The organism is Streptomyces sp. NPDC020801 (genome assembly GCF_044334385.1).
GTDB lineage: Bacteria > Actinomycetota > Actinomycetes > Streptomycetales > Streptomycetaceae > Streptomyces.
Window position 1 is genome coordinate 48,668 of the sequence record NZ_JBIRST010000002.1, and the last position, 23,941, is coordinate 72,608.

Annotated in this window: 20 protein-coding genes and 2 pseudogenes; 14 read left to right on the forward strand and 8 right to left on the reverse strand. The window is 71.9% G+C overall.

Annotation, left to right across the window (positions count from 1 at the left end):
- Positions 1-159: 159 nt before the first annotated feature.
- Positions 160-423 (reverse strand): hypothetical protein, encoded by a 264-nt coding sequence (locus ACH4UM_RS05075; RefSeq protein WP_398173715.1) that lies wholly within the window; start codon positions 421-423, stop codon positions 160-162.
- Between the two features lie 273 nt (positions 424-696).
- Between ACH4UM_RS05075 and ACH4UM_RS05080 the strand changes: the two genes are divergently transcribed.
- The 3 genes from ACH4UM_RS05080 (at position 697) to ACH4UM_RS05090 (ending at position 2,596) form a co-directional block, all read left to right on the forward strand.
- Positions 697-954: a hypothetical protein gene (locus tag ACH4UM_RS05080; RefSeq protein ID WP_398173718.1), complete on the forward strand. Its 258-nt coding sequence runs from the start codon at positions 697-699 to the stop codon at positions 952-954.
- Positions 955-1,085: 131 nt separating this feature from the next.
- Entirely contained in the window at positions 1,086-2,009 is a 924-nt protein-coding gene (htpX, locus tag ACH4UM_RS05085) for a zinc metalloprotease HtpX (RefSeq protein ID WP_398173721.1), read from the forward strand.
- A 2-nt stretch (positions 2,010-2,011) separates the two neighbouring features.
- The gene (locus ACH4UM_RS05090; RefSeq protein ID WP_398173724.1) at positions 2,012-2,596 is read left to right on the forward strand and encodes a hypothetical protein; all 585 of its coding nucleotides are present in this window, start codon (positions 2,012-2,014) and stop codon (positions 2,594-2,596) included.
- A gap of 18 nt (positions 2,597-2,614) precedes the next feature.
- On the opposite strand, the gene ACH4UM_RS05095 is transcribed toward ACH4UM_RS05090, so the two are convergent.
- Together ACH4UM_RS05095 and ACH4UM_RS05100 are read right to left on the reverse strand one after the other, a co-directional pair.
- Entirely contained in the window at positions 2,615-2,896 is a 282-nt protein-coding gene (locus ACH4UM_RS05095) for a hypothetical protein (RefSeq protein WP_398173727.1), read from the reverse strand.
- A gap of 225 nt (positions 2,897-3,121) precedes the next feature.
- Positions 3,122-4,462 (reverse strand): DUF2252 domain-containing protein, encoded by a 1,341-nt coding sequence (locus ACH4UM_RS05100; RefSeq protein ID WP_398173730.1) that lies wholly within the window; start codon positions 4,460-4,462, stop codon positions 3,122-3,124.
- A gap of 342 nt (positions 4,463-4,804) precedes the next feature.
- Here ACH4UM_RS05100 and ACH4UM_RS05105 point away from each other — a divergent pair, with 342 nt between their 5' ends.
- Entirely contained in the window at positions 4,805-5,989 is a 1,185-nt protein-coding gene (locus ACH4UM_RS05105; RefSeq protein WP_398173733.1) for a winged helix DNA-binding domain-containing protein, read from the forward strand.
- Between the two features lie 114 nt (positions 5,990-6,103).
- On the opposite strand, the gene ACH4UM_RS05110 is transcribed toward ACH4UM_RS05105, so the two are convergent.
- Positions 6,104-6,418, reverse strand: coding sequence for a hypothetical protein (locus ACH4UM_RS05110; RefSeq protein WP_398173736.1), 315 nt, complete (start codon positions 6,416-6,418; stop codon positions 6,104-6,106).
- Positions 6,419-6,583: 165 nt separating this feature from the next.
- Between ACH4UM_RS05110 and ACH4UM_RS05115 the strand changes: the two genes are divergently transcribed.
- Both ACH4UM_RS05115 and ACH4UM_RS05120 read left to right on the forward strand, forming a co-directional pair.
- Positions 6,584-6,946, forward strand: a complete 363-nt coding sequence (locus ACH4UM_RS05115) for an arsenate reductase family protein (RefSeq protein WP_398173739.1) — start codon at positions 6,584-6,586, stop codon at positions 6,944-6,946.
- A gap of 121 nt (positions 6,947-7,067) precedes the next feature.
- The gene (locus ACH4UM_RS05120) at positions 7,068-7,823 is read left to right on the forward strand and encodes a hypothetical protein (protein ID WP_398173742.1); all 756 of its coding nucleotides are present in this window, start codon (positions 7,068-7,070) and stop codon (positions 7,821-7,823) included.
- Positions 7,824-7,826: 3 nt separating this feature from the next.
- On the opposite strand, the pseudogene ACH4UM_RS05125 reads toward ACH4UM_RS05120, so the two are convergent.
- Positions 7,827-8,179: pseudogene (locus ACH4UM_RS05125) on the reverse strand (alpha/beta fold hydrolase); the annotation flags it as partial.
- A 1-nt stretch (position 8,180) separates the two neighbouring features.
- Here ACH4UM_RS05125 and ACH4UM_RS05130 point away from each other — a divergent pair.
- The 5 genes and pseudogenes from ACH4UM_RS05130 to ACH4UM_RS05150 all read left to right on the forward strand — a co-directional run.
- A pseudogene (locus ACH4UM_RS05130) lies at positions 8,181-8,595 on the forward strand (MarR family winged helix-turn-helix transcriptional regulator); the annotation flags it as partial.
- Between the two features lie 339 nt (positions 8,596-8,934).
- Positions 8,935-9,972, forward strand: a complete 1,038-nt coding sequence (gene glnII / locus ACH4UM_RS05135; RefSeq protein ID WP_398173745.1) for a glutamine synthetase — start codon at positions 8,935-8,937, stop codon at positions 9,970-9,972.
- A 423-nt stretch (positions 9,973-10,395) separates the two neighbouring features.
- Complete coding sequence (locus ACH4UM_RS05140; protein ID WP_398173748.1) at positions 10,396-11,115, forward strand: winged helix-turn-helix domain-containing protein; 720 nt, start codon at positions 10,396-10,398, stop codon at positions 11,113-11,115.
- A 173-nt stretch (positions 11,116-11,288) separates the two neighbouring features.
- Complete coding sequence (locus ACH4UM_RS05145) at positions 11,289-12,281, forward strand: NAD-dependent epimerase/dehydratase family protein (RefSeq protein WP_398173751.1); 993 nt, start codon at positions 11,289-11,291, stop codon at positions 12,279-12,281.
- Positions 12,282-12,503: 222 nt separating this feature from the next.
- On the forward strand, positions 12,504-14,024 hold the full coding sequence (locus ACH4UM_RS05150) for a DUF1996 domain-containing protein (protein WP_398173753.1): 1,521 nt from the start codon (positions 12,504-12,506) through the stop codon (positions 14,022-14,024).
- 99 nt (positions 14,025-14,123) lie between these two features.
- Here ACH4UM_RS05150 and ACH4UM_RS05155 read toward each other — a convergent pair whose 3' ends face one another.
- Entirely contained in the window at positions 14,124-14,528 is a 405-nt protein-coding gene (locus tag ACH4UM_RS05155) for a hypothetical protein (RefSeq protein WP_398173756.1), read from the reverse strand.
- A 67-nt stretch (positions 14,529-14,595) separates the two neighbouring features.
- On the opposite strand from ACH4UM_RS05155, the gene ACH4UM_RS05160 reads away from it, so the two are divergent.
- The 3 genes from ACH4UM_RS05160 (at position 14,596) to ACH4UM_RS05170 (ending at position 17,949) form a co-directional block, all read left to right on the forward strand.
- Entirely contained in the window at positions 14,596-15,156 is a 561-nt protein-coding gene (locus ACH4UM_RS05160; protein ID WP_398173759.1) for a tetratricopeptide repeat protein, read from the forward strand.
- A gap of 49 nt (positions 15,157-15,205) precedes the next feature.
- Positions 15,206-17,161 (forward strand): hypothetical protein, encoded by a 1,956-nt coding sequence (locus ACH4UM_RS05165; RefSeq protein ID WP_398173762.1) that lies wholly within the window; start codon positions 15,206-15,208, stop codon positions 17,159-17,161.
- 98 nt (positions 17,162-17,259) lie between these two features.
- Positions 17,260-17,949 (forward strand): TetR/AcrR family transcriptional regulator, encoded by a 690-nt coding sequence (locus ACH4UM_RS05170; protein ID WP_398173765.1) that lies wholly within the window; start codon positions 17,260-17,262, stop codon positions 17,947-17,949.
- Between the two features lie 13 nt (positions 17,950-17,962).
- On the opposite strand, the gene ACH4UM_RS05175 is transcribed toward ACH4UM_RS05170, so the two are convergent.
- Positions 17,963-18,319, reverse strand: a complete 357-nt coding sequence (locus tag ACH4UM_RS05175) for a 5-carboxymethyl-2-hydroxymuconate Delta-isomerase (protein ID WP_398173768.1) — start codon at positions 18,317-18,319, stop codon at positions 17,963-17,965.
- 35 nt (positions 18,320-18,354) lie between these two features.
- Positions 18,355-23,796, reverse strand: coding sequence for a pullulanase-type alpha-1,6-glucosidase (pulA, locus tag ACH4UM_RS05180; protein ID WP_398173771.1), 5,442 nt, complete (start codon positions 23,794-23,796; stop codon positions 18,355-18,357).
- Between the last annotated feature and the right edge of the window lie 145 nt (positions 23,797-23,941).

Consider the following 23,941-nt stretch of genomic DNA (forward strand, 5'->3'; position numbering starts at 1 on the left):
CGGCGTGTGACGGACAGTGGTTGTGACGGACAGTGGTGAGGGCCGCCACCCGGCTTCGGGTGGCGGCCCTCACTCGTGCCGCGTTCGGGGCACGATCACCGTGCCGCGTTCGGGGCACGATCACCGTGCCGGGTTCAGAGCACGATCACCGTGCCGGGTTCAGAGCACGATCACTACGACGCCACCGGTACCGATGAAGCCGTTGTTGAAGCCGTTGTTGAAGCGGTTGAAGTCGTTCCGGTGGCCGAAACCGCAGTCGGGATCCCACCAGCCGCCGACCCAGCAGCCATGGCGGAAATTGGTGGGGGCCTGGGCCGGGGTGGCTGCCGAGGCCGTACCTGCCGCGCCGATCGCGGCGCCGCCGGCCATCAGAACGCCGACAGCGGACATCGCGAGGAGGCGCCTCGCGCGTGGTGCTTTCATGGATCTAGCCTCCTTTCCCCTCGCGCGGCCCTTTCGGGGGCACGAGAAGGATGGCCGCGCGAGGGGAAAAGGCCCGGCGGCGCGGTCGTAGGTGGGTGCCGCCCGTCCTGGCCCCGGAGTGCGGCTCTCACCTGAAAAGGCTAGTCGTACGTCGACCGCTCAGCATCTCGGGCGGAAAGTGGCACGCAACCTTCCGCGCTGTGCGGAGTCATAGACACAGGGGGTCGGCCCGGGGGCCGTCCCGGCTCCGCTGGACGAGAAAGGCGAACGGGGATGCCCGAACAGGACCACTGGGAGCGCGAGTTCGACCACAGGTGGGCGAACGACGCCGAGCACAAGGAACCCTCCGCGCGGGCCCGTATGCTCGCCGCCCGCTGGAAGCACAACCCCCCGGGCCCGGTTCCCTTCCGCGCCGACCCGGACCCGGTCGCGCCGCGCCGTTCGTCGTGGATGTCGACGGCCGTGGTGCTGTGCTGCGTGGCCGCGCTGATCCTCCTGATCGGCTACGCCCAGACCCGCGCCCGCTACTGAACGGCACCGGACGGCCCCGGGCGTACACAGGGACGTTTTGCCTCTACTAGGGCCGATCGGAACCCGCCCATGGCAGGCGTCAGGTGCACACTGGATGGCGGGACGAGTGCCTGACTGCGGGGTGATGCAAGATGCAGAGCCGCTTCCGGAGCGATCGGCGGCTGACCGTGCGCATGGGGGTCACGCTGTTCCTGCTCGGGTTGCTGTACGTGGCGTTCGTCGCCGCGCTGATCGTGCTGCTGAAGTCCTGGGTGCTGGTCGTGGTGATCGCGGCGGGCGTGCTCGCCGCCCAGTACTGGTTCTCCGACCGGATCGCGCTGTACGCGATGCATGGCCGGGTGGTGGAGCGGGAGGAGTATCCCGAGCTGCACGCGGTGGTCGACCGGCTGTGCGCCATCGCGGACATGCCCAAGCCGGTGGTCGCCGTCTCCGACATGGACATGCCGAACGCGTTCGCGACCGGCCGCAATCCGAACAACGCGGTCGTCTGCGTGACCACCGGGCTGCTGCGCCGGCTGGAACCGGCCGAGCTGGAGGGCGTGCTCGCGCACGAGCTGTCCCACGTGGCGCACAAGGACGTCGCCGTGATCACCATCGCCTCCTTCCTCGGCGTGATCGCGGGGCTGGTCGTGCGGTTCGCCTTCTACTCCGAGGTCTTCGGTGGACGGGGGCGCAAGGACCAGAACACCCTCGCCGTGTTCGCCATGGTGATGGGCGTCTCGGCCGCCGTGTACGCGATCAGCTTCCTGCTGATCAGGGCGCTGTCGCGGTACCGGGAGCTGGCCGCGGACCGGGCGGCGGCCCTGCTGACGGGACGGCCCTCGGCACTGGCCTCCGCGCTCACCAAGGTGTCGGGCGACATCGCCCGGATCCCGACGGACGACCTGCGGACCGCGCAGGCCTTCAACGCCTTCTACTTCACCCCGGCACTGGGCTCCGAGCCCGGCCTCGAGCGGATCTTCTCCACCCACCCGAGCCTGGAGCAGCGACTGGACCAACTCGGCCGGATCTCCGCCGAGCTGGGTGAGGCCGCGACACCGGGGAAGGCGGGCTGAGGATGGGGCTGCTGGACATCCTGCTCGGCCGTACGAAACCGGCCCTGCCTGACCTCGACCAGCTCTTCGCGCTGCCGTCGGCGGCGGTGACACTGGAGGCCGCGGCGGGGTTCAGGCCGACCGGACAGGGGGCGGTGTGCTTCGCCACGGTGGAGGGCGCCGCCTTCGAACAGACCCACCGCGAGGTCCAGGCGCTGCTGGACGCGGACGCCGACCGCACCGGCCCGCCCGTGGAACTCTCCCAGGACACCTACGGCTACTCCTGGCTGGTGTCCCGGCGCACTCCGGAGCAGCTGCCGGAGCTCGTCAACGACCTGCACGCGGTGAACAGCGCGATGGAGGTCAACGGCTTTGGCCCCCAGCTTCTCTGCTCCCTGGCCGGCTTCCGGGACGATGCCGGACACCGGCTCGCCCTGGTGTACCTGTACAAGCGGGGCACCTTCTATCCCTTCGCGCCGCTGTCCGGTGACGCACAGCGGCGTGACAACGCGCTGGAGCTGCGGGTGAAGGCGGCCCTCGGGGACGATCTGCGGATCGAGCAGGACCTGAGCCGCTGGTTCCCGGTGTGGGGCGCCCCCGGTCTGTGACCGGGGGCGCCGGCAGCCTCACCTGCCCTTGTCGCGCTGCTGACGGCGGGTCTCGAAGGGGCGCTCGCGGCGGTAGCGGCGCTCCCACTTGGCCTGCTGGTCGCGGCGGTCGCGGTAGGCCCTGTACGTGGCCGGTGCCGGCCCCGGCGGCGCACCCCGCGCGGACGAGGAGGTCGAGGACGTACCCCGTCCGTACTGCACGTAAAGGAAGAGCACGGCGACGGCGAGCAGCCACCAGAGGTGGTTCCCGAATCCCAGGACGACCAGGACGACGGTCCCGGGTATGACGATGGTGGCCATGACGGGCCTCCGTTGGGCGTGGGTCGAGTGAGCGGTCTCGGGTGCGCGAGCGGACCGACGGGTCGCCGGGGTGGGGCGGGGGCCGTCGGTGCGCAGCAGAGTAGTCCCGGGCCCGCAGGGTGACGCCTGCCCTGCGCAAAGCGGTGGTGGACGCCTCCGCAACGCTTGTCCAGCGTAGGAAGTCGGTCACGGCGCGTGCATCCCGTTTTCCGGGCCCCGCGTTCGTCAGACGTCCGGGGCCGCCGGGATCACGCCCGCCACCACCGCCGCGCCGAGGGCGGCGTGGTCGTCGGCGGTCCGGTCGGCGTAGGCGAGGGCGAAGTCGGCCACGGCGCGGTCGAAGGTGTCGGCGCCGCCGAGGTAGCCGGCGATGGCGATGCGGTCACCGGAGCGGGCGTGGGCGCGGGCCAGGGCGGTGCCGCACAGCCGGGCGTAGAACGCCAGCTCCTTCGGGGTCATCGCGGCGACCTCCGCGGACCCCTTCATGTCGCGCAGCTGACGCCAGTAGAAGGCGCGGCCCTGCGGCCCGGTCATCCAGCCGAGGAAGATGTCACCGGCCGCCTGCAGCAGCCGCTGCCCGGCGACGACACGGTGCCCGGGGTGGACGTACGGGCCGCTGGGCAGGTGTTCCTCGAGGACGGCCGTGCGGGCCTCCTTGACCTGCAGGAACAGCGGGTCGTCGGCGTCGCGCCCGGTGAGCAGCACGATGAAGCAGCGCAGGCCGACGCTGCCGACGCCGACGACCTTGCGGGCGGCGTCCACGAAGCGGTAGCGGTCCAGGAGCAGACGGCGCTCCTCGGCGAGGGTGGAGCGGTAGTCGCTGAAGATCTTGCGCAGGGCGGCGCCGTCCGGGGCGCCGGCCGGCTCCAGGAGCGGGGGGTCGTTGACGATGCGGCGCCGCCCGTCGACCACCTCGGTCAGCTTGCCTAGGGCCTGGAGGCTGGTGCGGCGCCGGGCCCGGGCCAGGCTGGACTCCACCCGCCGGCGGCGCCGGGCCGAGCCGATGAGCGGCAGCAGGCTCTCCGCGTCGATGCGCTCGTACCAGACGGCGAGTTCGCCGAGCCCGGCCAGCCGCCGCATGGAGGTGCGGTACGCGGCCACGGCCTCCAGGGCGGCCCGGTGGGCCTTGGGGTCGGGGTGCCCGTTCTCGCGGGCGGCGACGGCGACGGAGGCGGCGAGGCGTTTGACGTCCCACTCGAAGGGGCCGGGGAAGGTCTCGTCGAAGTCGTTGAGGTCGAACAGGAGAGCGCGCTCCGGGGAGGCGTACAGGCCGAAGTTGAGCAGATGCGCGTCCCCGCACAGCTGTACGGTCAGGCCGGTGTGCGGCTGCGCGGCCAGGTCCGCGGCCATCACGGCGGCGGCACCGCGAAGGAAGGCCAGCGGCGAGGCGGTCATCCGGCCGTAGCGCACCGGCAGCAGCTCGGGCAGCCGGTCACGGCCCTGCTGCTCCAGTACGGCGACGGGGTCGGCCCGCTCCGCGGAGGGCACCCAGATGGCATGCGCGGAACGCCGGACGCGCTCCCGGGCGGTCTTCCCGCGCCGGGCCCGCTCGGCGGGACTGCTCACGGGGTGGACCGAGGCGGGTTCGGCCGGGTGGCCGTCCTCCCCGCCCTCCCTGCCCTCCCCGCCCTCCCTGCTCTCGTGTGCACCGGTCGCCGTGTGCCGTGCGTCTGCATCGCGCCCTCCATCACGCCTCCCGCCTCCCGCCGCCGCGCCCCGCCGGGGCGGAGCCCGCCACCTCAGTCAAGGCGGGCCGGGCGGGGCGCGCATGCCGGGTCCGGCGAACGGGTGAACGGGGCAGGGACCCGATTGTCAGTGGCGTCGGCGAGGATGCCTGCAGAGCACGACATGGACGCAGGACGGACGCAGGACGCGGAGCAGGACGCGGACGGGTGGAGGGCGGGCGGCATGGGCACAGGGTCCCGGTACATCGGCGTGGCGGAGCGGCGGGCCAGACTGGCGCGGCGGCACCGGCTGACCGCCACGGCACGGGCGGCAGGCCCGGAGGAGGTCGCCGACTCCCTGGTGGCGCTGCACGGCACGGACCCGGCGACGGTGTACCTGGGCGTGGGCGCGCGCCTGGCGGACCCGGCCAAGACGGTCACGGAGACCGAGCGCGCGCTGTACGAGGACCGCACGCTCGTGCGCATGCACGGGATGCGGCACACGGTGTTCGTCTTCCCCGCCGGGCTGACCGCGGTGGTGCACGCCTCGACCGGCATCGCCGTCGCCGCGCGCGCCCGGGCCGCCCTGATCAAGGACATGGCGAAGGCGGGTGCGCCGGACGCGGCCTGGCTGACTCGGGTCGAGGAGTCCACGCTGGCCGCGCTGGCCCGGCGCGGCCAGGCGACGGCGGCCGAACTCGCCCAGGACGAGCCGCGGTTGCGGGAGCAGTTCGCGTACGCGGCGGGCAAGAGCTACGAGGGCGTGCACACCGTCTCGTCACGGCTGCTGCGCGTGCTGGGCGTGGAGGGCAAGGTGGTCCGGGGCCGCCCGCTCGGCTCCTGGACCTCCACCCAGTTCCGCTGGGCCCTGGCCCCCGAGCATCCCGAACTCGCCGTCGCCGGCGCCCAGGCCGACCTGCTGCGCCGCTGGCTGGCCGCCTGCGGCCCGGCCACGGAGGCCGACCTGAAGTGGTGGACGGGGTGGCGGGTGACGGACGTACGGCGCGCGCTGGCCGCCGTGGGGGCGCAGGAGGTCACGGTGGACGAGGGCACGGCCTACGTGGCCGAGGGCGACGCGGACCCGGTCACCGAGCCGGCCGAGCCGTGGGCCGCCCTGCTGCCGGGCCTGGACCCCACGGCGATGGGCTGGCAGCAGCGGGACTGGTACCTCGCCCCCGAGCTGCGGCCGGCGCTGTTCGACGGCAGCGGCAACGTGGGCCCGACGGTGTGGTGGAACGGCCGGGTGATCGGAGCCTGGGCCCAGCGCCCCGACGGCGAGATCGTCTGGCGGATCCTGGACCGGGCAGGCGTGGACCGGGAGACGGAGGCGGCGATCGCGGAACGGGCCGGGCGGCTGGGGGCCTGGCTGGGCACGACGAGGGTGACGCCGCGTTTCCGTACGCCGCTGGAGAAGGAGTTGGCGGCATAGGAAGGAGCCGGCGGCACAGGACGGCGGGGACGGCCGGGACGCACCCGGCGGCCGGGCGAACGGGTGCGCCGCCGGCCCGGGCCGGGCGCCCCCTGCGGGACGCCCGGCGCCGGCTCAACGCGCGTACCGCATCAGCGCCCGCACCATGTGGCACGTGGTGTCGGACGGCGGATGCACGCCGATGAGTTCCGCGGTGCTCCGTATCGTCTCGTTGCGGGCCTGGTTCGGCATGTGGACGCCCGAGTCGAGCAGGGCTATGGCGAGCCGCATCGCCTTCAGGCGGCGGTTGTGCGTTACGTACCACTCCCGCGGACGTCCGGGCGGCAACGGCCGCTTCTCCACGGGCGCGTACGGCAGGTCGAGCAGGGCAGCGCGCTTCGAAGTGGACTGGGTCGGCAACGGCTTCGGCTTCAGTGCGGCAGCGGGCACAGGCATCCTCCTGTCGCGGTGGGAGCACCACCGGAAGAGCCCGGCGATGCTCTCGAACACTGCTTCTATTCTACTGTCCGCCACTGACAAAAGCCCCTGGCCACCAGGGCCTTCGGGGCTGGTGTGACGCAGGCGGAAGACGGGTTTTCGCGTACCGTGTCCGGCATGGAGATCTGGATCAATCCGGCCTGTTCGAAGTGCCGCAGCGCGATCGGGCTGCTCGACGCCGAGGGTGCCGAGTACACCGTCCGCCGCTATCTGGAGGAGGTACCGACCGAGGACGAGATCCGCGAGGTGCTGGGCCGGCTCGGGCTCGAGCCCTGGGACATCACGCGGACCCAGGAGGCGGAGGCGAAGGAGCTCGGGCTGAAGGAGTGGCCGCGGGACGCCGGCGCGCGTGACCGCTGGATCACGGCGCTGGCCGGACACCCGAGGCTGATCCAGCGGCCGATCATCACGGCCGACGACGGCACGGCCGTGGTGGCGCGCACGGAGGAGGCGGTGCGGGACGCGGTGGCACGGAGTTGAGCGCGTCCTCAACTCGCTTGTGACGCAAGTTACTTCAACTGACTCCCGAAACCGCTGAGTAACCCCGTTCGGTATCTCGTACATAGCGGCGTACGCTCCCCTACCTCTTCAGGAGGCGCGCATGTCGCGTAGGCGAACTCTCAGCACGAAGAAGAAGATCGCGCTGCTGGCCAGTGCCGCGGCGGTGGCGGGAGGCGGGGCCTTCGCCATGGCGGCCACCGGTAACGCCGCACAGCCGCAGAGCCCACGGACCCTCTCCGCCGGGAACTCGACGGTGTGTCAGGGGCTCGCCACCGCCCTCGGCAACAACCAGAAGTTCATCGACGGGCAGAAGGCGAAACCGGACGCGCAGTCGGCGGCCCGGATCGCCAACCGCGAGGCGGTCATCGCCCAGATCAAGGTCCAGCAGAAGGCTGCGGGCTGCACCGTTGGGGAGTCGGCTCAGGGCTCCCAGTCGGCGCAGAACGGCCAGCAGGGCCAGCAGAACGGCCAGAACGGCCAGCAGGGCCAGCAAGGCCAGCAAGGCCAGCAAGGGGGCCAGCAGGCCGGTCAGCAGGCGGGCGGCGCGCAGCAGACCGCGCAGCCCTCGCAGACCGGCGCCGCGGGAAACGCCGGCGCCGCGGCCTCGGGCCAGCAGGTGTGCAAGGGTTCCACCGTCACGCTCTCCGGCGAGGGCGGTGCCCCGGCAGCGTCCAGTAACCAGTTCCCGGCGGGGACGACGCTGAAGGTCACCAACCTGGACAACAACAAGTCCACGACGGTGAAGGTCACGTCGGTCTCGGGCAGCTGTGTCCTGCTCAACAATGCCGCCTTCGAACAGGTCCGCGAGTCCGGCAAGTTCCTGATCCGGCACGCGGTGATCGAGAAGGTGGGGTGACGCTCAGCCCGACAGGAAACCGGTGAGGCGGCGGCCCAGACCGGTGGGCGCGGCCTGCGGCAGCGCGTGGTGGGAGACGTCCGGCAGTACGACGGTCTCGGCCCGCAGCAGCAGCCCGCCCACCTCGGCCGCCACCCGGGACGTGTCGTGGATCCTGCTGTTCCCGACCAGGAGCAGCAGGGTCGGCACGTCCAGGCACCGCAGCGCCTGTGCCGCAGGGCGCGGACGCGGCGGGGCGAGGGCCGCAGCAGCATGGGCAGCGCGTGCAACAGGTACGCCGCCTTGTATCCGGCGAAGCACTGGGTCGGATCAAGGAGGAACAGGCGACGTACCCGGCCGGGCGCGCGCAGGGCGTACCTGCTGCGGGAGACCACGGTGCAACTGAGCCTGCACAGCGCCCGGTTCGCGCAGCGCAACGGCATGCACCCCACCGACGTACGCGCCCTGATCGCCCTGATGGACGCCCGCCGGGCCGGCGAGGAGACGACGGCCGGGCGGCTCGGTGCCGCGCTCGGCCTCAACCCGGCGGGGACGACCGCGCTGCTGGACCGGCTGGAGCTGGCCGGACATGTGCGCCGGGTGCGCCGCGGGTGACCGGCGCAGGGTGGTGATCGAGGTGGACGAGCGGGCGGTCGCACTCGGCCGGTCCTTCTTCGTGCCGCTGATCGACCGGACGGCCGAACTCCTGCGCGGCTACGACGAACGGGAACTGGCCGCGATCCGGGGCTTCTTGGCGGGCGACGGGAGGCGGCGGCCGGCGGCGGCTGAACCGCTGCCCGGTCGCACGACGCGCCTCCGTCCGATCGCGCGGCCTGCCTCCGCGCGATGGCAAGACGCGCCTCCGTCCGATCGCGCGGCCTGCCTCCGCGCGATGGCAAGACGCGCCTCCGTCCGATCGCACCGGGCACCTCCGCCGGCACCCAGGGCACTCTGCCCGTTCTCACAGCGTGTCCCGGGCCACAGGGTCACCAGGTAACACCGGGTTCACACTCGGGCAATGGCCGGGAAATCGCCCGTTGACAAGCTGCCCGCATCCACCGCGGCGCCCCAGTGCCGCAGCGCCGCGGCACCCGCAACCGCGCACAGTGACACCCCCGAAGGATGTGGCCCCGTGACCTTCAAGGCTGAGTACATCTGGATCGACGGCACCGAGCCGACGGCCAAGCTGCGCTCCAAGACGAAGATCCTCAGCGATGACGCCAAGGGTGCCGAGCTGCCGATCTGGGGCTTCGACGGGTCCTCCACCAACCAGGCCGAGGGGCACTCCTCCGACTGTGTGCTCAAGCCGGTCTTCTCCTGCCCGGACCCGATCCGCGGCGGCGACGACATCCTCGTGCTGTGCGAGGTCCTCGGCATCGACCTGGCCCCGCACGCCTCCAACACGCGCGCCGCGCTCAGCGAGGTCGCCGAGCGGTTCGCCGCGCAGGAGCCGGTCTTCGGCATCGAGCAGGAGTACACCTTCTTCGACGGCTCCCGCCCGCTGGGCTTCCCCGAGGGCGGCTTCCCGGCCCCGCAGGGCGGCTACTACTGCGGTGTCGGCGCGGACGAGATCTTCGGCCGGGAGATCGTGGAGGCCCACCTGGAGAACTGCCTGAAGGCGGGTCTGGGCATTTCCGGCATCAACGCCGAGGTCATGCCGGGCCAGTGGGAGTTCCAGGTCGGCCCGCTGTCCCCGCTCGAGGTCGCCGACCAGCTGTGGGTGGCCCGCTGGCTGCTCTACCGCACGGCCGAGGACTTCGGGATCTCCGCCACCCTCGACCCCAAGCCGGTCAAGGGCGACTGGAACGGCGCCGGCGCGCACACCAACTTCTCCACCAAGGCGATGCGCGAAGGACCTGAGGGGTATGCCGCGATCATCACCGCGTGCGAGTCGCTCGGCGAGGGCTCCAAGCCGCTGGACCACGTCAAGAACTACGGCGCCGGCATCGACGACCGCCTCACCGGGCTGCACGAGACCGCCCCGTGGAACGAGTACTCCTACGGCGTCTCCGACCGCGGCGCCTCGGTGCGCATCCCCTGGCAGGTCGAGAAGGACGGCAAGGGCTACATCGAGGATCGCCGTCCGAACGCCAACGTCGACCCGTACGTCGTCACGCGCCTGATCGTGGACACCTGCTGCACCGCGCTGGAGAAGGCCGGCCGGGTCTGATCCACGTACCAGGTCCCACGGCTCCGAAGGGGGCGCCCGCCGCGAGGTGGGCGCCCCCTTCCGCGCGCCGTCGTCGTGACCGGTTTCCGGCCGCGGGAGCGTCCGGGCAGTGAGCCGCGGGAGCGTCCAAGCAGTGAGAGGAGGGTCCTGTCCGGACGCGGTGTCTGCTTCAATGGGCCCATGGCCGGCTTCCAGAAGTGCCCCGAGACGGGTCACCACGACCTCGAGCCCTTCTGGCCTTCCCGTCAGCACCACGACTTCGACCGGGTGTGTTGCCGCGCGTTGAACGCGCGGGCCCTCTGAAGCCGTACACCCCGGCCTTCGGCCAGCGCGAAACGACGTACGTCCCTCGGCGCGCCCGACCACGAACTCGCGGCCGTCGCTCCTCCCGGCGAACCTCTCGCGCGAAAGAGCTGACCTCTCATGGCGACCACTCGTTCTCTCTCCACCGCCACCCTCCCCGCTTCTGCCTCCGCCCCCGCCTCCTCCCCCTCCTCCCCCGCCGCCTCCGCCACCGCCTCCGCCACCGCCGCGCGGCACCGGCTGCGGGCCGTCGACCGGGACGAGGCCGTCGACCTGGCGGACTTCCTGCCGCCGGGCGCCACCTGGCTGCCGGCTCCGCAGCACACCCTGCCCACCCTGCCGGGCCGGCCGGAGATGGTCGGATACCTGGTGCTCGTCCCGGCCGGCCGGCAGCCGCCGTTCCCGCCGGTGGCCGTGCCGGACCACCCGGAGGACGGGCCGGACCACCCGGAGGACGGGCCGGACCACCCGGAGGACGGGCCGGACCACCCGGAGGACGGGCCGGACCACGCCACCGCCGGGGCCACCGCCTCCCCCGAGGACGGTGAACCGCTCGTCCGCATCGACACCGTGCAGCGCACCGTCGAGGTGGCCGGGCGCGAACTCGACCTCACCTACCTGGAGTTCGAGCTCTTGGCGCACCTCGTCACGCACCCGCACCGGGTGCACACCCGTGACCAGCTGGTCACCACCGTCTGGGGTTACGGCCACGTGGGCGACGGCCGCACCGTGGACGTCCACATCGCCCGGCTGCGCCGCAAGCTGGGTGCCGAGCACCGCAAGGCGATCCAGACGGTGCGGCGCGTGGGGTACAAGTACGCGCCGCCGACCGGTCGCTGACGGTCCGCGGCACACCGGCCGCCCGGGTACCGCAGCCGCCGCGGCACACCGGCCGCCCGGGTACCGCAGCCGCCGCGGCACGCCGGCCGCCTCGGCACCGCAGCCGCCCCGGCACCTCTGCTGACGGCAGATCCCCGTTCCCCCCGGCGCCTGCGGCGGGCACAGTCACCGGCATGAGACTTCTGGTGCTGGGTGGTACGGAGTTCGCGGGGCGGGCCGTCGCGGAGGCGGCGGCCGGGCGCGGCTGGGATGTGACGGTCCTGAACCGGGGGCGGCACGCGCCCGTCCCCGGGGTGCGGTCGCTGCGCGGCGACCGCACGGGGCCCGAGGGGCTCGCGGCCCTGGCGGACGGCGCGTGGGACGCGGTCGTCGACACCTGGTCGGCCGCGCCCCGCGCCGTCCGGGAAGCGGCACGGCTGCTGCGGGGCCGCGCCGGAAGGTACGTGTACGTGTCGAGCTGCTCGGTGTACGCCTGGGCCCCGCCGCGCGGCTACACCGAGCTGGCGCCCCTGGTCGAGGGAGCCATGGCCGGCGCGGACCGGACCGACTACCCCCGCGACAAGCGGGGCGGCGAGCTGGCGGCGGTCAGCGCGTTCGGCCCGGACCGTTCGCTGCTGGTGCGCTCCGGGCTGATCCTCGGCCCGTACGAGAACATCGGCCGGCTGCCGTGGTGGCTGAGCCGGATCGCCCGGGGCGGACCCGTGCTCGCGCCCGGCCCGCGGGAGCTGCCCCTGCAGTACGTCGACGTCCGCGACCTCGCGGAGTGGATCCTCGGGGCGGTGGAGCGGGAGCTGAGCGGACCGTACAACCTCATGAGCCCGCAGGGGCACACCACGATGGGCGAACTGCTCGACACCTGCGCACGGGTGACCGGCGCGGAGGCCGAGCTGCGCTGGACCGACCCGGACACCGTGCTCGGCGCGGGCATCGAGCCGTGGACGCAGCTGCCGGTGTGGGTGCCCCCGGGCAGCGACATGCACGACGCCCTGCACGCCGCGGATGTCTCCCGGGCCGTGGCGACGGGCCTGCGCTGCCGTCACGTCACCGAGACGGTCGCCGACACCTGGCACTGGCTCCGGACCGTCGGCGGCACCGCCCCGCAGCGCCCGGACCGGCCCGCGGTGGGACTGGACCCGGCGGTGGAGGCGAGGCTGCTCGGCGTCTGAACGGCGGACCTCCGGCCCCTGATCGCCGACCGCCGGCCACTGCTCGTGAGGTCACCGCAACCACCGGTGAAAAAGCGGCAGTTGAAACGCGGTTTTCCTACGAACCTCGCATCAATTCATGCGTCGGCTGAACACCTCTGGGACCGGCTGCGTATGAGAGGGAGCAGCTTCACTCCTGTCGGGCGCCTCGATGCTGCCCCGCAAGGAAGTCAGAGGAGTTCCATGGGACGCAACACACGAAAACGCCGTACGCCGCTGGCCACCAAGGCCATTGCCGCATCGGCGGCCCTAGCGCTCGGTGGGGGCGGGCTGATCTGGGCGAACTTCTACGCATCCGCGCACGAGTCGAACAACAACGCGTGGGGCAACCAGACGAAGGCCGCCAACGCGCAGGTGGCGACCATCTCCTGCCCGGACATCGGCCAGAAGCTCACGAGCGTGCCGAGGCAGGCCCGTACGGAGGTCGACGGCGAACTGGGCAACCTCGACCGGCAGATCACGGACGCCTACCAGCGTCTGATGACGACCCGGGACGCGCAGGCCAGGGACGCGAGTTTTGTCCAGAACTCCATCCTGCAGCCGCTCAAGGACCGCCGGAAGGCGATCATCGACCGGATCAAGCTGGAGATCAACCGGGTGGGCGGCAGCGCGCCCGGCAGCCTGGACACCCTCGCCTCCTGCACCGGCACCCCCGCCAACCAGACCACCGCCGGTGGCCAGCAACAGCAGAACGGCGGTCAGCAGCAGCAGAACGGCGGCCAGCAGCAGAACGGCGGCCAGCAGCAGGGCAACACCGGTCAGCAGCAGGGCAACGGCGGCCAGGCGGGCAACGGCCCGGTCGCGGCCGACTTCGTCGACATCACCAAGGTCCAGCCGAACGTCGCCGCGAAGCCGCAGAAGTCCGGCAACGCCTCGACCGGCGTCTTCATCACCCGCTGCGGTGTGAACGCGAACAAGAACCACAACACCGACAACGTGATCGTGGCGCCCGGCGTGACCAACGGCGCGCACCACCTGCACGACTACGTCGGCAACCAGAAGGTCAACGCGTTCTCCAGCAACCAGACCTTCCTGCAGGGCGGGACGAGCTGCCAGAACAAGAACGACCTGTCGGCGTACTACTGGCCGGTGGTCCGTGTGCAGGACGGCACGCAGGACTTCGACCAGAACGCGGACGGCGGCGGCAAGGAAGGCAACGTCGGCAAGATCCTGACCCCCGTCCAGGCCCAGATCAAGTACGTGGGCAGCCCGACCAGCAAGGTCGTCGCGATGCCGCAGTTCCTGCGCATCATCACCGGTGACGCCAAGACCACCACCAACGGCCTGGCGAACGCCAACGCGCACTGGAGCTGCACCGGCTTCGAGAACAAGGTCCAGCTGACGACGCAGTACCCGATCTGCCCGCAGGGCAGCAACGTGGTGCGCACGTTCGCCTTCCAGAGCTGCTGGGACGGCCAGAACATCGACAGCGCCAACCACCGTACGCACGTCGCGTTCGCCGACGCCAACGGCAACTGCCAGAACGGCTTCAAGGCGATCCCGCAGCTGACGATGCGCCTGGTGTACCAGGTCACGCCGCCGACCGTGCAGAACGGCGTGGTGAAGAACGCCTTCGCGGTGGACGGCTTCCCGGAGCAGCTGCACAAGCCGGCCACCGACCACGACGACTTCATCAGCGTCACGACCGGCGGCCTGGCCAACAAGATCGCCAACTGCATCAACAACGGCCAGCGGTGCGCGTGACGCATCCAACCGGTGAACCACTGAGCCGGTGACCCACTGAAGAAGGCCGGCGGCGGGAGATCCCGCCGCCGGCCTTCGCCGTGCGCCCCCCGTGCGGGGTCAGCCGCCGTGGGCGTGGTGGTCGGCCCCGATCTCCACGTCGCCGCCGAGCGTGACCCGCAGCGCGCTCACCACACCGTTGTCGCCGACGGCGACCCACTTGCGGCCCACGAGGTAGTAACCGCCGTAGTCCTTGGCCTCGTTGATCCACTCGCGCTGGCCGCGGTCGGTGGAGAAGGTGGCGAGTACGAACCTGCCGGCGGAGTTGGTGCAGATGGCCTGCCGGATCGTGTCGGCGTCGGTCTGGATGTTCGGCTTGCACTTCACCTCGGCGGCCAGGCTCTCCAGGCTGCCGGTCGCCGTCGGCGGCACCTTCGCGGCCGCGTCGCCACCGGAGCCGCAGCCTGCCAGCGCCACCGCCGCCATGGCGCCGGCCACGGCGAGCATCGGTCGGGTCACCCTCATCTGTTCCTCCGGTCGCTCGAGCATGCCGCGGAGAGCCCCGGCGGGGGCCCCGCCCTTCCATACGGCGATGACGCCCGCGGTACTCAAATGCGTGGCTCCGGGAGCACACCCGTGCGAAGGTGTGCCGGTGAACCAGGACTGGGAAGACCGCGTGGCCGCCGCCTGGTCCCGCTTCGACGAGTACCCCGAGGCCGAGGCCCCCGCGTTCCGGGCCGTGATCGACGCCCTGGTCGCCGAGTTGCCCGACGGCAGCCCGCTCGGCCCGTTCGAGCGGGCCTGCGCCTGGGACTCCACCGGCCACTCGGACAGGGCGGTGCCGCTGTACCGGGAGGCGCTGGCCCGCGGACTCGACGGCTACCGGGGCCGCCGCGCGAAGATCCAGCCGTCCAGCTCGCTCAGGAACACCGGCCGGCCGGAGGAGGGCGTCGAGCTGCTCACGCCCGAACTGAACGCTCCGTCGGACGAGCTGGACGACGCCGTACGCGCGTGCCTCGCCCTGTGCCTGTCCGGTCTCGGCCGTGACCGCGAGGGCCTGTCGCTCGTCCTTGGCGCCCTGGCCCCCCATCTGCCCCGCTACCAGAGGTCGATGGCGAACCACGCCCGCCTGCTCGTGGCAGACGGGTCCTGAGCCGTCCGGCCGGCTGTGACCATCCAACGATTCGCTCGTTCTGCTGAACGTGCAGTCACAGCATGTCGCCCCGCGCCCCTCGTCCTCCTCCGAGCCGGTCGTCGACGTCGAGCTGGCCGAGGCCGCGCTCGTCGAGCACTACCCGCGGCTCGTGCGGCTCGCCTATCTGGTGCTGCCGCCGGGCCTCGGCCGGGGCCGCCGTGTACTGACCGCGCACGCCCTCGCCCAGCGCGCGCTGCCCCGGGGACGCTCCTCCACGGCGGTGATCCCGGCCCAGGCCGGGGGGCCCGCCCGCTCGAGCGCGGTCGGGACCTCGGGGGAGGCCCGTGACAGCGACCCGGGCTACGGCTACGTCCGCCTCCAGGTGATCCGTACGGCGCTGGCGGCGGACCGGCCGCGAGGGCGCGGGCCGTGGCACCGGCGCGTCCAGCTGCCGCCGCTGCTCCCCCAGGTGTGGGGGCTCAGGCTCTTCCCGCGCTCGGGCGGCGCCGATGAACTCGCCCTGGACCAGAGGCTGGCCTCGCTGTCCGGAGCGGGACGTGCCGCCTACGTCCTGCGCGGCCTGGAGAAGCTGTCCGACTCCGCCGTGCGCCGGGTGCTGACGGCCGCGGGCGTGGCCGACCCGGGCGACGCGCTGCGCCAGGCCGAGCGCGTGCCGGCGCAGTACGCGCTGCTGGACTCCCCCGAGTTCGACCCCTGTTCGCTGCAGGCCCGGCCCACCGATCTGATGCGGCGCAGGCAGCACGCCAAGGCTGCGCTGGCCGCGGCCGCGGCCCTCGCCGTGTGCGGCGCCCTGGTCGTGCTGCCCGGTGGCGGCTGGGGCCCCGACGGCGCCGCGGCCCCGGCGTACGCGCGCAACCCCTCCGCCGAGGCCGCCCTCGACCCGGCCGGGCTGGTCAGGATCACGCCGGCCGCCTGGCGGACCTCGACGCGCCTGGACTTCTCGGTGTGGCCCGCGCGCGGCGACCGCACCGGCGACACGGGCCTGCTGCGCCGCGCGCTGGCCGTCTGGGCCCGCCCCGGCGAGGCGGTCCGGGTCTCCGCCACCCCCGGCACCGCCTCCGGCGGCCCCGCGGGACCCCCGCAGCTGCTCTACGCGGGCGACGTCGACAACGCGCATGTGGTGATCCTCTACGACGGACTGCGCATCGTCCGCTACGCCGAGCCGAAGGACTCGGCGGCCGGGGCCGCGCTCGACTTCGCCCGTGTGGACGGCGCCACCGGCGCGGAGGCGTCCGCCGTGGTGCTGGGCCGCTCCGACGGCAACGTCCGCTATCTGACGGCGCCCTGGGTGAGGAAGGCGGCCGAGCGGGACCTGCTGAAGCCCGCCTCCAGGGCGCTTGACCTGGGCCTGACGGACGGCGTCACCGGGCCACTGGCCGGCCCGGTCCAGCAGACCGGCGCCTGTACCGCGTGGAACGCGCTGCAGCTGAGCGGCGACTTCGGCACCCATCTGCTGAGCGACCTGGGCGAGCTCGTCCCCGCCCGGCTCACCACGGGCCGCCCCGGGGCCCCGCACGAGGCGGCGGGCGCGGCGGGGCTGCGCGACTGGGCGCCGCTGGCCTGCTCGCTGGAGGCCGTGCGCGCGCAGGGCGTGCGCTCGGTCAACGCCTGGAGTTACGCCGAGCAGCCGCTGCCCGACGGGAGCGGTACGGCCGCGTGGGTGTGCACCCGGGCCGAGACCTGGCGCGGCGAGGACCCCCTGGTGCTGGCCCAGTTCCGTACGCCCGGCGGGAAGTACGCGGCGGTGGCGGCCAAGGCGCAGGACGTGCCGGCCTGCGGTGCGCGCGAGCCGCATGTGCTGGCCGGAGTGCTGTGGAAGGCGCAGGCGGGCGACTGGTACCTGCTCGCGGCCGGCAGCCGGAGCACCGCGTCGATCACCGCGTCGGGCGGCGTCCGCGGGGCCTCCCAGGGCCATCTGCTGGCCGTGGCGGCCTCCCAGGGTGCCCAGGCGACCCTGAAGGGAACACTGGAGGACGGCAGGGCGCTCGGCCCCCTTCGGTAGCGGCGTGATCGTCCGGTGCAGAAGATGTGACGACTCCGTGGGAACACCGCGACCGCTCCGGTCCGTTCGAGGCCGGATTCGATCGGTAAGGTGTGCGCATGACTACCGGGGTTCGCCGCAGAATGGGAGTCGACGAGCGGCGGCAGCAGTTGATCGGCGTCGCCCTCGAACTGTTCAGCCGCCACTCGCCGGACGAGGTCTCCATCGACGACATAGCGTCGGCGGCGGGCATCTCGCGCCCGCTGGTCTATCACTACTTCCCCGGCAAACTCAGCCTGTACGAGGCCGCGTTGAAGCGCGCCTCCGACGATCTGGCGGCCCGGTTCGTGGAGCCGCACGAGGGCCCGCTGGGCGGTCGGCTGCTGCGGGTGATGCGCCGGTTCTTCGACTTCGTGGACGAGCACGGGCCCGGTTTCTACGCCCTGATGCGCGGCGGCCCGGCGGTCGGCTCCTCGACGGCGAACGCACTCATCGACTCCGTACGGCAGGCCGCCTATGACCAGATCCTTTCGCATCTCGGCATCGAGGACCCGCCCGCGCGACTGGAACTGGTCGTCCGCTCCTGGATCTCGCTCGCCGAGTCGACGGCTCTGATCTGGCTGGACGGCCGGCGCATCCCGCGCGCCGAGCTGGAGGTCCAGCTCGTGCACGACTTCGCCGCGCTCGTGGCCGTCGGTGCCGCCTACGACGAGCAGCTGGGCACGCTGCTGCGCGAGGTATTCAAGGGTGAGCCGGCCGAGGGTCCGTTCGGGGACCTGGTCGGCCGGCTCGTCAACCTCGCCTCCTAGTGCCGGGGCCCTGTCAGGCGTCGAGCTTCCGGTAGGAGGCGTCGAGGTCGCGGACCTCGGCCGACGCGTGCAGCGCCAGCCCGTCCACCGGCTTGACATGTGCGCGCAGCGCCTCGAGGACCGCTTCCGCGAGACGTGCCTTGGTCTCGTCGGTACGGCCGGCCAGCAGGCCGATGGTGACGTGCACGATCGCGTGTCCCCCGGCGTCCGGACCGACGGTGGTGTCCTCGGTCCGGCGGAACTGCGTCTTGCACGCCGGGGGCTTCACGGCCGCGATCTCGACCGTCCGGGCGTGCACCTCGGCGGCGAAGGAACGCCGGTCGAAGGCGTCCGCCAACTGCTCGGAGTAGTCGACGGTGATCTGCGGCATGGGCGCTCCTGTTCTACGGCAACCGGAAGGTCAGCCTAGTTCCCGAACACCGCGACGGTACGGGCCGGCACCGCGAACGTCCCGGTCGCCGCCTCGTACGACGAGGTCTTCACCACCGGGTCCGCGCCCGCCGCCTGCACCGGGTGCAGCCGGTAGTGCGCCCCCGCGAGCGCCGTGATCCGCTGCTCCTGCCGCTCGGGGGTCGCGTTGAACACCACGACCAGATCACCGAGCTTCATGGTGATCACGCCGGGCGTCTCGTCCTTGCCCGACAGCGGGAAGGACAGCTGCGACTGCACCTGCGCGGCCGAGGCGAGGGAGAAGGCGTTCTCCGTCGTGCGGATCCTCAGCAGGTCCCGGTACGCGGCCGAGGCGCCGTCGATCTGCGGGCAGCCCACCTTGACCGAGGTCAGCAGCGGCTTGGCATCGGGCCACTTGGACTGGTTGTCGGCGGCCATGGGCAGCCCGCGGCCGAAGCCGTTGCCGTCCGCGCAGTTCCAGTGGATGGCGTTGAACCAGTCACCGCTGTCGAAGGAGTTGCGGTCGAGGGACTTCGAGCGCAGCAGGTCGGTGCCGGCCTGGGAGAGCGCCGGTCCCTGCGAGAGCGCTGCCGTCGCCATGGCCAGCACCTGCATCCGGGCCCGGTCGGCCGCCGGGGTGTCCTTCGGCAGCTTGTAGGCGAGGGCGTCGAACAGCGACTCGTTGTCGTGCGCGTCGACATAGGCGAGGGCGTCGCCGGGGGCGTCCGCGTATCCGGCGGGCGCTCCGTTGTAGTCGATCTCCGCGCCGCTGACCTCCTTGCCGCCCGAGTCGGTGAAGCGGTACTTGGCGAGGTTGCCGCTCAGGCCGACCTTGATCAGGTCTTGGTAGTGCAGCAGGCGGGCCTTCTGCTCGGCCGTCGTGCCGTTGGCGGCCGAGGAGTTGGGGTCGGTGTAGAGGCCGGAGGCGAAGCCCTGGATTCCGGGGTCGGAGTCGAAGGGGCTGCCGCCGCGCACCGCGTCCCGGGCCCGGTCGGAGAAGGTGGCGATGCCCGTGCCGGCCATGTTCTTCTGGGTGGCCTGCACGAACCTGGCGTCGTCGGCGACCTCGCCGAAGTTCCAGCCCTCGCCGTACAGGATGATCTTCTTTCCGTCCACGCCGTCCTTCTCGGGCGTGAGCGCGTCGAGCGCCTTCCTGACCGCGAGGATGTTGGCCTTCGGGTGGTGGCCCATGAGGTCGAAGCGGAAGCCGTCGACCTTGTACTCCTTGGCCCAGGTGACGATCGAGTCGACGACCAGCTTGCCCATCATGGCGTTCTCGGGCGCGGTGTTGGCACAGCAGGTGCTGTTGGCCACCGAGCCGTCCGCGAGGAGCCGCTGGTAGTAGCCGGGCACGACCTTGTCGAGCACGGAGGTGTCCGCCTGACCGCTGGCCGCCGTGTGGTTGTAGACCACGTCCATGACGACCCGGAGGCCGTCCTGGTTCAGCGCCTGGACCATCTGCCGGAACTGGACCGTACGGGCCGTGCCGTCCGGGTTCGTGGCGTACGAGCCCTCGGGGACCGTGTAGTGGTACGGGTCGTAGCCCCAGTTGTAGGCGTCCTTCGCGGCGGTCTTCGCCACGCACGCCTGCTGCTGCTCGGAGTCCGCCGGGTAGGAGGCCAGGTCGCAGTCGGGACTGGCCTGGTCGGCCTTCTTCTCCGGGATGGTGGCGATGTCGAAGGCCGGCAGCAGGTGGACGTACGACGTGCCCGCCTTCGCGAGCCGGCGCAGGTGCCTGGAGCCGTCGCTGCCGCGGTCGGTGAAGGCGAGGTAGGTGCCCTGGTCCTTCGCCGGAACCGTCTTGTCGGCCACCGAGAAGTCGCGGACGTGCAGCTCCTGGATCTGTGCGTCGCGCAGCGGCACGGCCCTGGGCTTGGCCAGGTGCGACCAGCCGCTGGGGGCGAGTGCCCTGTCGTCGAGGTCGGCGACGAGACTCCGCTCGGAGTCCGCGGTGAGGGCGACCGAGTAGGGGTCGGTGACCTTGTTGACGACGATCTTGCGGACGGAGGGCGCCCACACCTTCACGACGTACCGGTAGGGCTTGCCCTTCCAGGACGCCGGGCCGGTGACGGACCAGACGCCGGTGGTGTCGCCGCGGTGCATGGCGAGGGTCCTGCCGTCCAGCTCCAGGGCCACGCTCTGCGCGGTCGGCGCCCACACGCTCAAGGTGGGCCGGCCGTCGTGGAAGACGGGACCGAGCTGGGCGCTGGTGGCGGCGGTGCCGTAGACGTCGTCGAGCACGCCGGCGAGCTGGACGCCCGTGGCCGCGAGGATCGCACCTCCCCCAGTGCTTGACGCCTGGGAGGTACCCCCAGCGGCCCGCTGGGAGGCGACGACCTGGCCGCGCAGCGCCTCACGGACCCGGTCGCGGTCGCGCGGGTCCACGGACCAGGCGGTGTAGTCCTTCAGGTGCGGGAACTTCGCCTTCTGCGCGTCCGTGAGCGTGGTCTTCACCAGTCGCAGCCAGCGCTCGTCGTCGCTGGTCAGCGTCCCGTCCTTGGCGGTGATGGAGCCGTCGTGGGAGTAGAGCAGCTGGGTGGAGGCGGCGCCGTCGGAGCCGTTCCACGCCACCGTGTCCCGGTCGATCCAGATCGCCTTGGAGGTGGTGAGGTCCACGGCGGCCGCGCTGCCCGTGGGCTGCGGCAGCAGGGGCTTGTCCTGGCCGCTCACCAGCCACACCTCGTGGCCGTTCGGGACCTTGAGGTCCAGGGACTGGTCGGCGGGCAGGTCCTTCTCGTCGCCCTTGTGGATGATGTAGCTGAGGCTGGTGGCACCGTCGGTGAGCGGTACCTCGAAGACCGCGCCATAGGAATCAGTCTTGACCGGCTGGAGCGGTTTCGACCAGTCGGTGGGGTTCGCGGCGCCCGTCCAGACGTGCAGGCCCCAGCCGTCGTAGTTCCCGTCCGCGCGGTGGTAGTGGATGACGGCCTTGGAGGTGTCCTGCGCCGGATAGTCGGGCCGCGTGGTCTGCACGGCCTCCTTGCCCTGCTCGATCCAGACCTCACCCGTCCTGGTGACGTCGATGGACCGGTCGGCGGAGACGTCCTTGTTGCCGTCCTTGTCGATGACCAGGAACCCGACGCTGGAGGCGCCCGGCTTCAGCCTGACGTAGGCGAAGGCGCCGTAGGCGTCCCGGCCGGTGAACGGGTGGCTGGCGGGCCAGGTGGTCGACTCGCCGTCGGCGAGGTCGCCCCAGGCGTACAGGCCCCAGTTCGCGTAGTCGCCGTCGCTGCGCTTGTAGTGCACGACCGCGTACTCGCGGGAGGAGGCGGTGGGGACCTCGGGGGCCGGGGGGGTGCCGGTGGTGGAGGCCGCGGTCGCGCTCGCCGTGCGGCCGGCCGAGTCGACGGCGACCGCCTTGTAGCGCAGGGCGGTGCCGGCCGGGACGCTCCTGGCCAGGGTCTGGGTGACCTTGTAGGGGGTGTGGTCGGCGGAGCCGAGCACCTTCCAGGGACCGTTTCCGATCTGCGCGGCGAAGACGACCCGGTTGAGCCGGCCGCCCGTGACGTCGGCGCTCAGGCCGACGGTTCCGGTGGCGCCGGCGGCGGGGGCGGTGAGGGTGACCTCCGGCCTGGTGGTGGGGGCCTGGAGCCGGCCCGCGGCCTTCAGGACGACGGCGGAACCGGCGGGGACCGTGACGGTGACCTCGCGGTCGGCGCCGGAGGTCACGGCGGCGTCGGTGCCGTGGATCCCGCGGTACGTCATGTCCGCCGAGCCGGTCGCGAAGGTCGCCGTCTGCTCCTTGTCGGCGTTGTTGAGGGCGACGACGTACTCGGCTCCGGTCTTCGCGTCCGTCCGGGTGAATGCGTAGACGCCGGCGCCGTCGGCCGCGTACCGCTCGGTCTGGACGCCGTCGGTGAGGGCAGGGTTGTCCCTGCGGAGCTTGGCGAGGGACGCGATCTGCCGGTAGAGGGGCGCGCCCGGGTCGTAGGAGTCGCTCGCGTGGGTGCGGTCGGTGCCGATCTCGTCGTCGTCGAGGTAGTCGGCGACCTTGGAGGCGAACATGGTCTGGCGGGCGTCCTTGTCGCCGCCGGAACCGGTGAAGCCCTGCTCGTCGCCGTAGTAGACGACCGGGTTGCCGCGGCTGAGGAACATCAGCTCGTTGGCGAGCTTGTCCTTGGCGAGCAGCTGGGCGTCGGTCGCCTTCGGGTTGTCCTGCTTCAGGAAGTACCCGATGCGTCCCATGTCGTGGTTGCCGAGGAAGGTGACCTGCTCGTAGGCGTTGGCCTTGTCGCTGGTGTACTTGTAGTCGTCACCGAAGACGCCGGCGAGCCTCTTGGCGCTGCCGCCCTGGGAGGCGTAGGAGCGGGCGGCGTCCTGGAAGGGGAAGTCGAGCGTGGCGTCGAGCCGGCCCTGGGTGACGTACGGGGAGGTGACGGAGGTGTCGGCGGAGTAGACCTCGCCGAACATGAAGAAGTTCCTACGGCCGTGCCGGGCGGCGTACTTGTCGAGGGCCGTCGCCCACTGGGTCCAGAACTCCATGTTGACGTGCTTGACGGTGTCGATGCGGAAGCCGTCGACGCCGAAGTCCTTCACCCAGCGCTGGTAGATCCTCTCCATGCCGCTGACGACCTCGGGACGCTCGGTCCACAGGTCGTCGAGGCCGGAGAAGTCGCCGTAGGTGGCGTTCTCGCCGGCGTAGGTGGAGTCGCCGCGGTTGTGGTACATCGTCGGGTCGTTGAGCCACGACGGGACCTTGAGGTTCTTCTTGGCGGCCGGGACGGTCGGGGTGTAGGGGAAGGAGGCGGCGCCCACGGCGGGGAACCTCCTCGTGCCGTCCGCGTAGTCGGCGTCGTCGAAGGGCCGGCCGTCCTTGGTCAGATACGGGAAGGCGCCCTTGGACAGGTACTCGTGGGAGGCGCCCTCGTAGTCGACGACGTCGGCGGTGTGGTTGGTGATGACGTCGAAGAAGACCTTCATGCCCTTGGCGTGCGCCTTGGAGATGAGGGCCGCGAGGTCGGCGTTGGTGCCGAAGTGCGGGTCGACCTTGGTGAAGTCGGTGATCCAGTAGCCGTGGTAGCCGGCCGAGGCGTCCTTGCCGGTGCCCTGCACGGGCTGGTTCTTGAAGATCGGCGCAAGCCAGATGGCGGTGGTGCCCAGGCCCTTGACGTAGTCGAGCCGCTTGGTCAGGCCCTTGAGGTCGCCGCCCTGGTAGAAGCCCTTGTCTGTGGGGTCGTAGCCGGTGGCCAGGCGTGAACCGGTCAGGCCTCCCTTGTCGTTGGAGGTGTCCCCGTTGGCGAAACGGTCCGGCATGACGAAGTAGAACTGCTCACGTGTGTCGTCGTGCCGGGCGGGCACGGCGGCGAGTTTCGCGTCCGACGGCGGCGCCGGCGGTGTGGCGGCCCCGGCGGCGAGGGGCTGGACGAGGGCGGCGGCGAGGGCGGCGACCGCGACGGCCGCGACGCGTCTGCCATGGGGGAAACGGCGCTTCGGGGGCGCCGGCCATCTCGGTATCACAGGCGTGAACTCCTTGCGATTACGGCTCAGGTGGGTCCGACCCCTGCGCCGCGGGACGGTTTCGTCGCCCGGGCGCCCGCGCGACCGTACCGCCCATGAAAGGTTTACAGCAAGAGGCTTGAAAGCAACGGAAAGAGATTTCAAC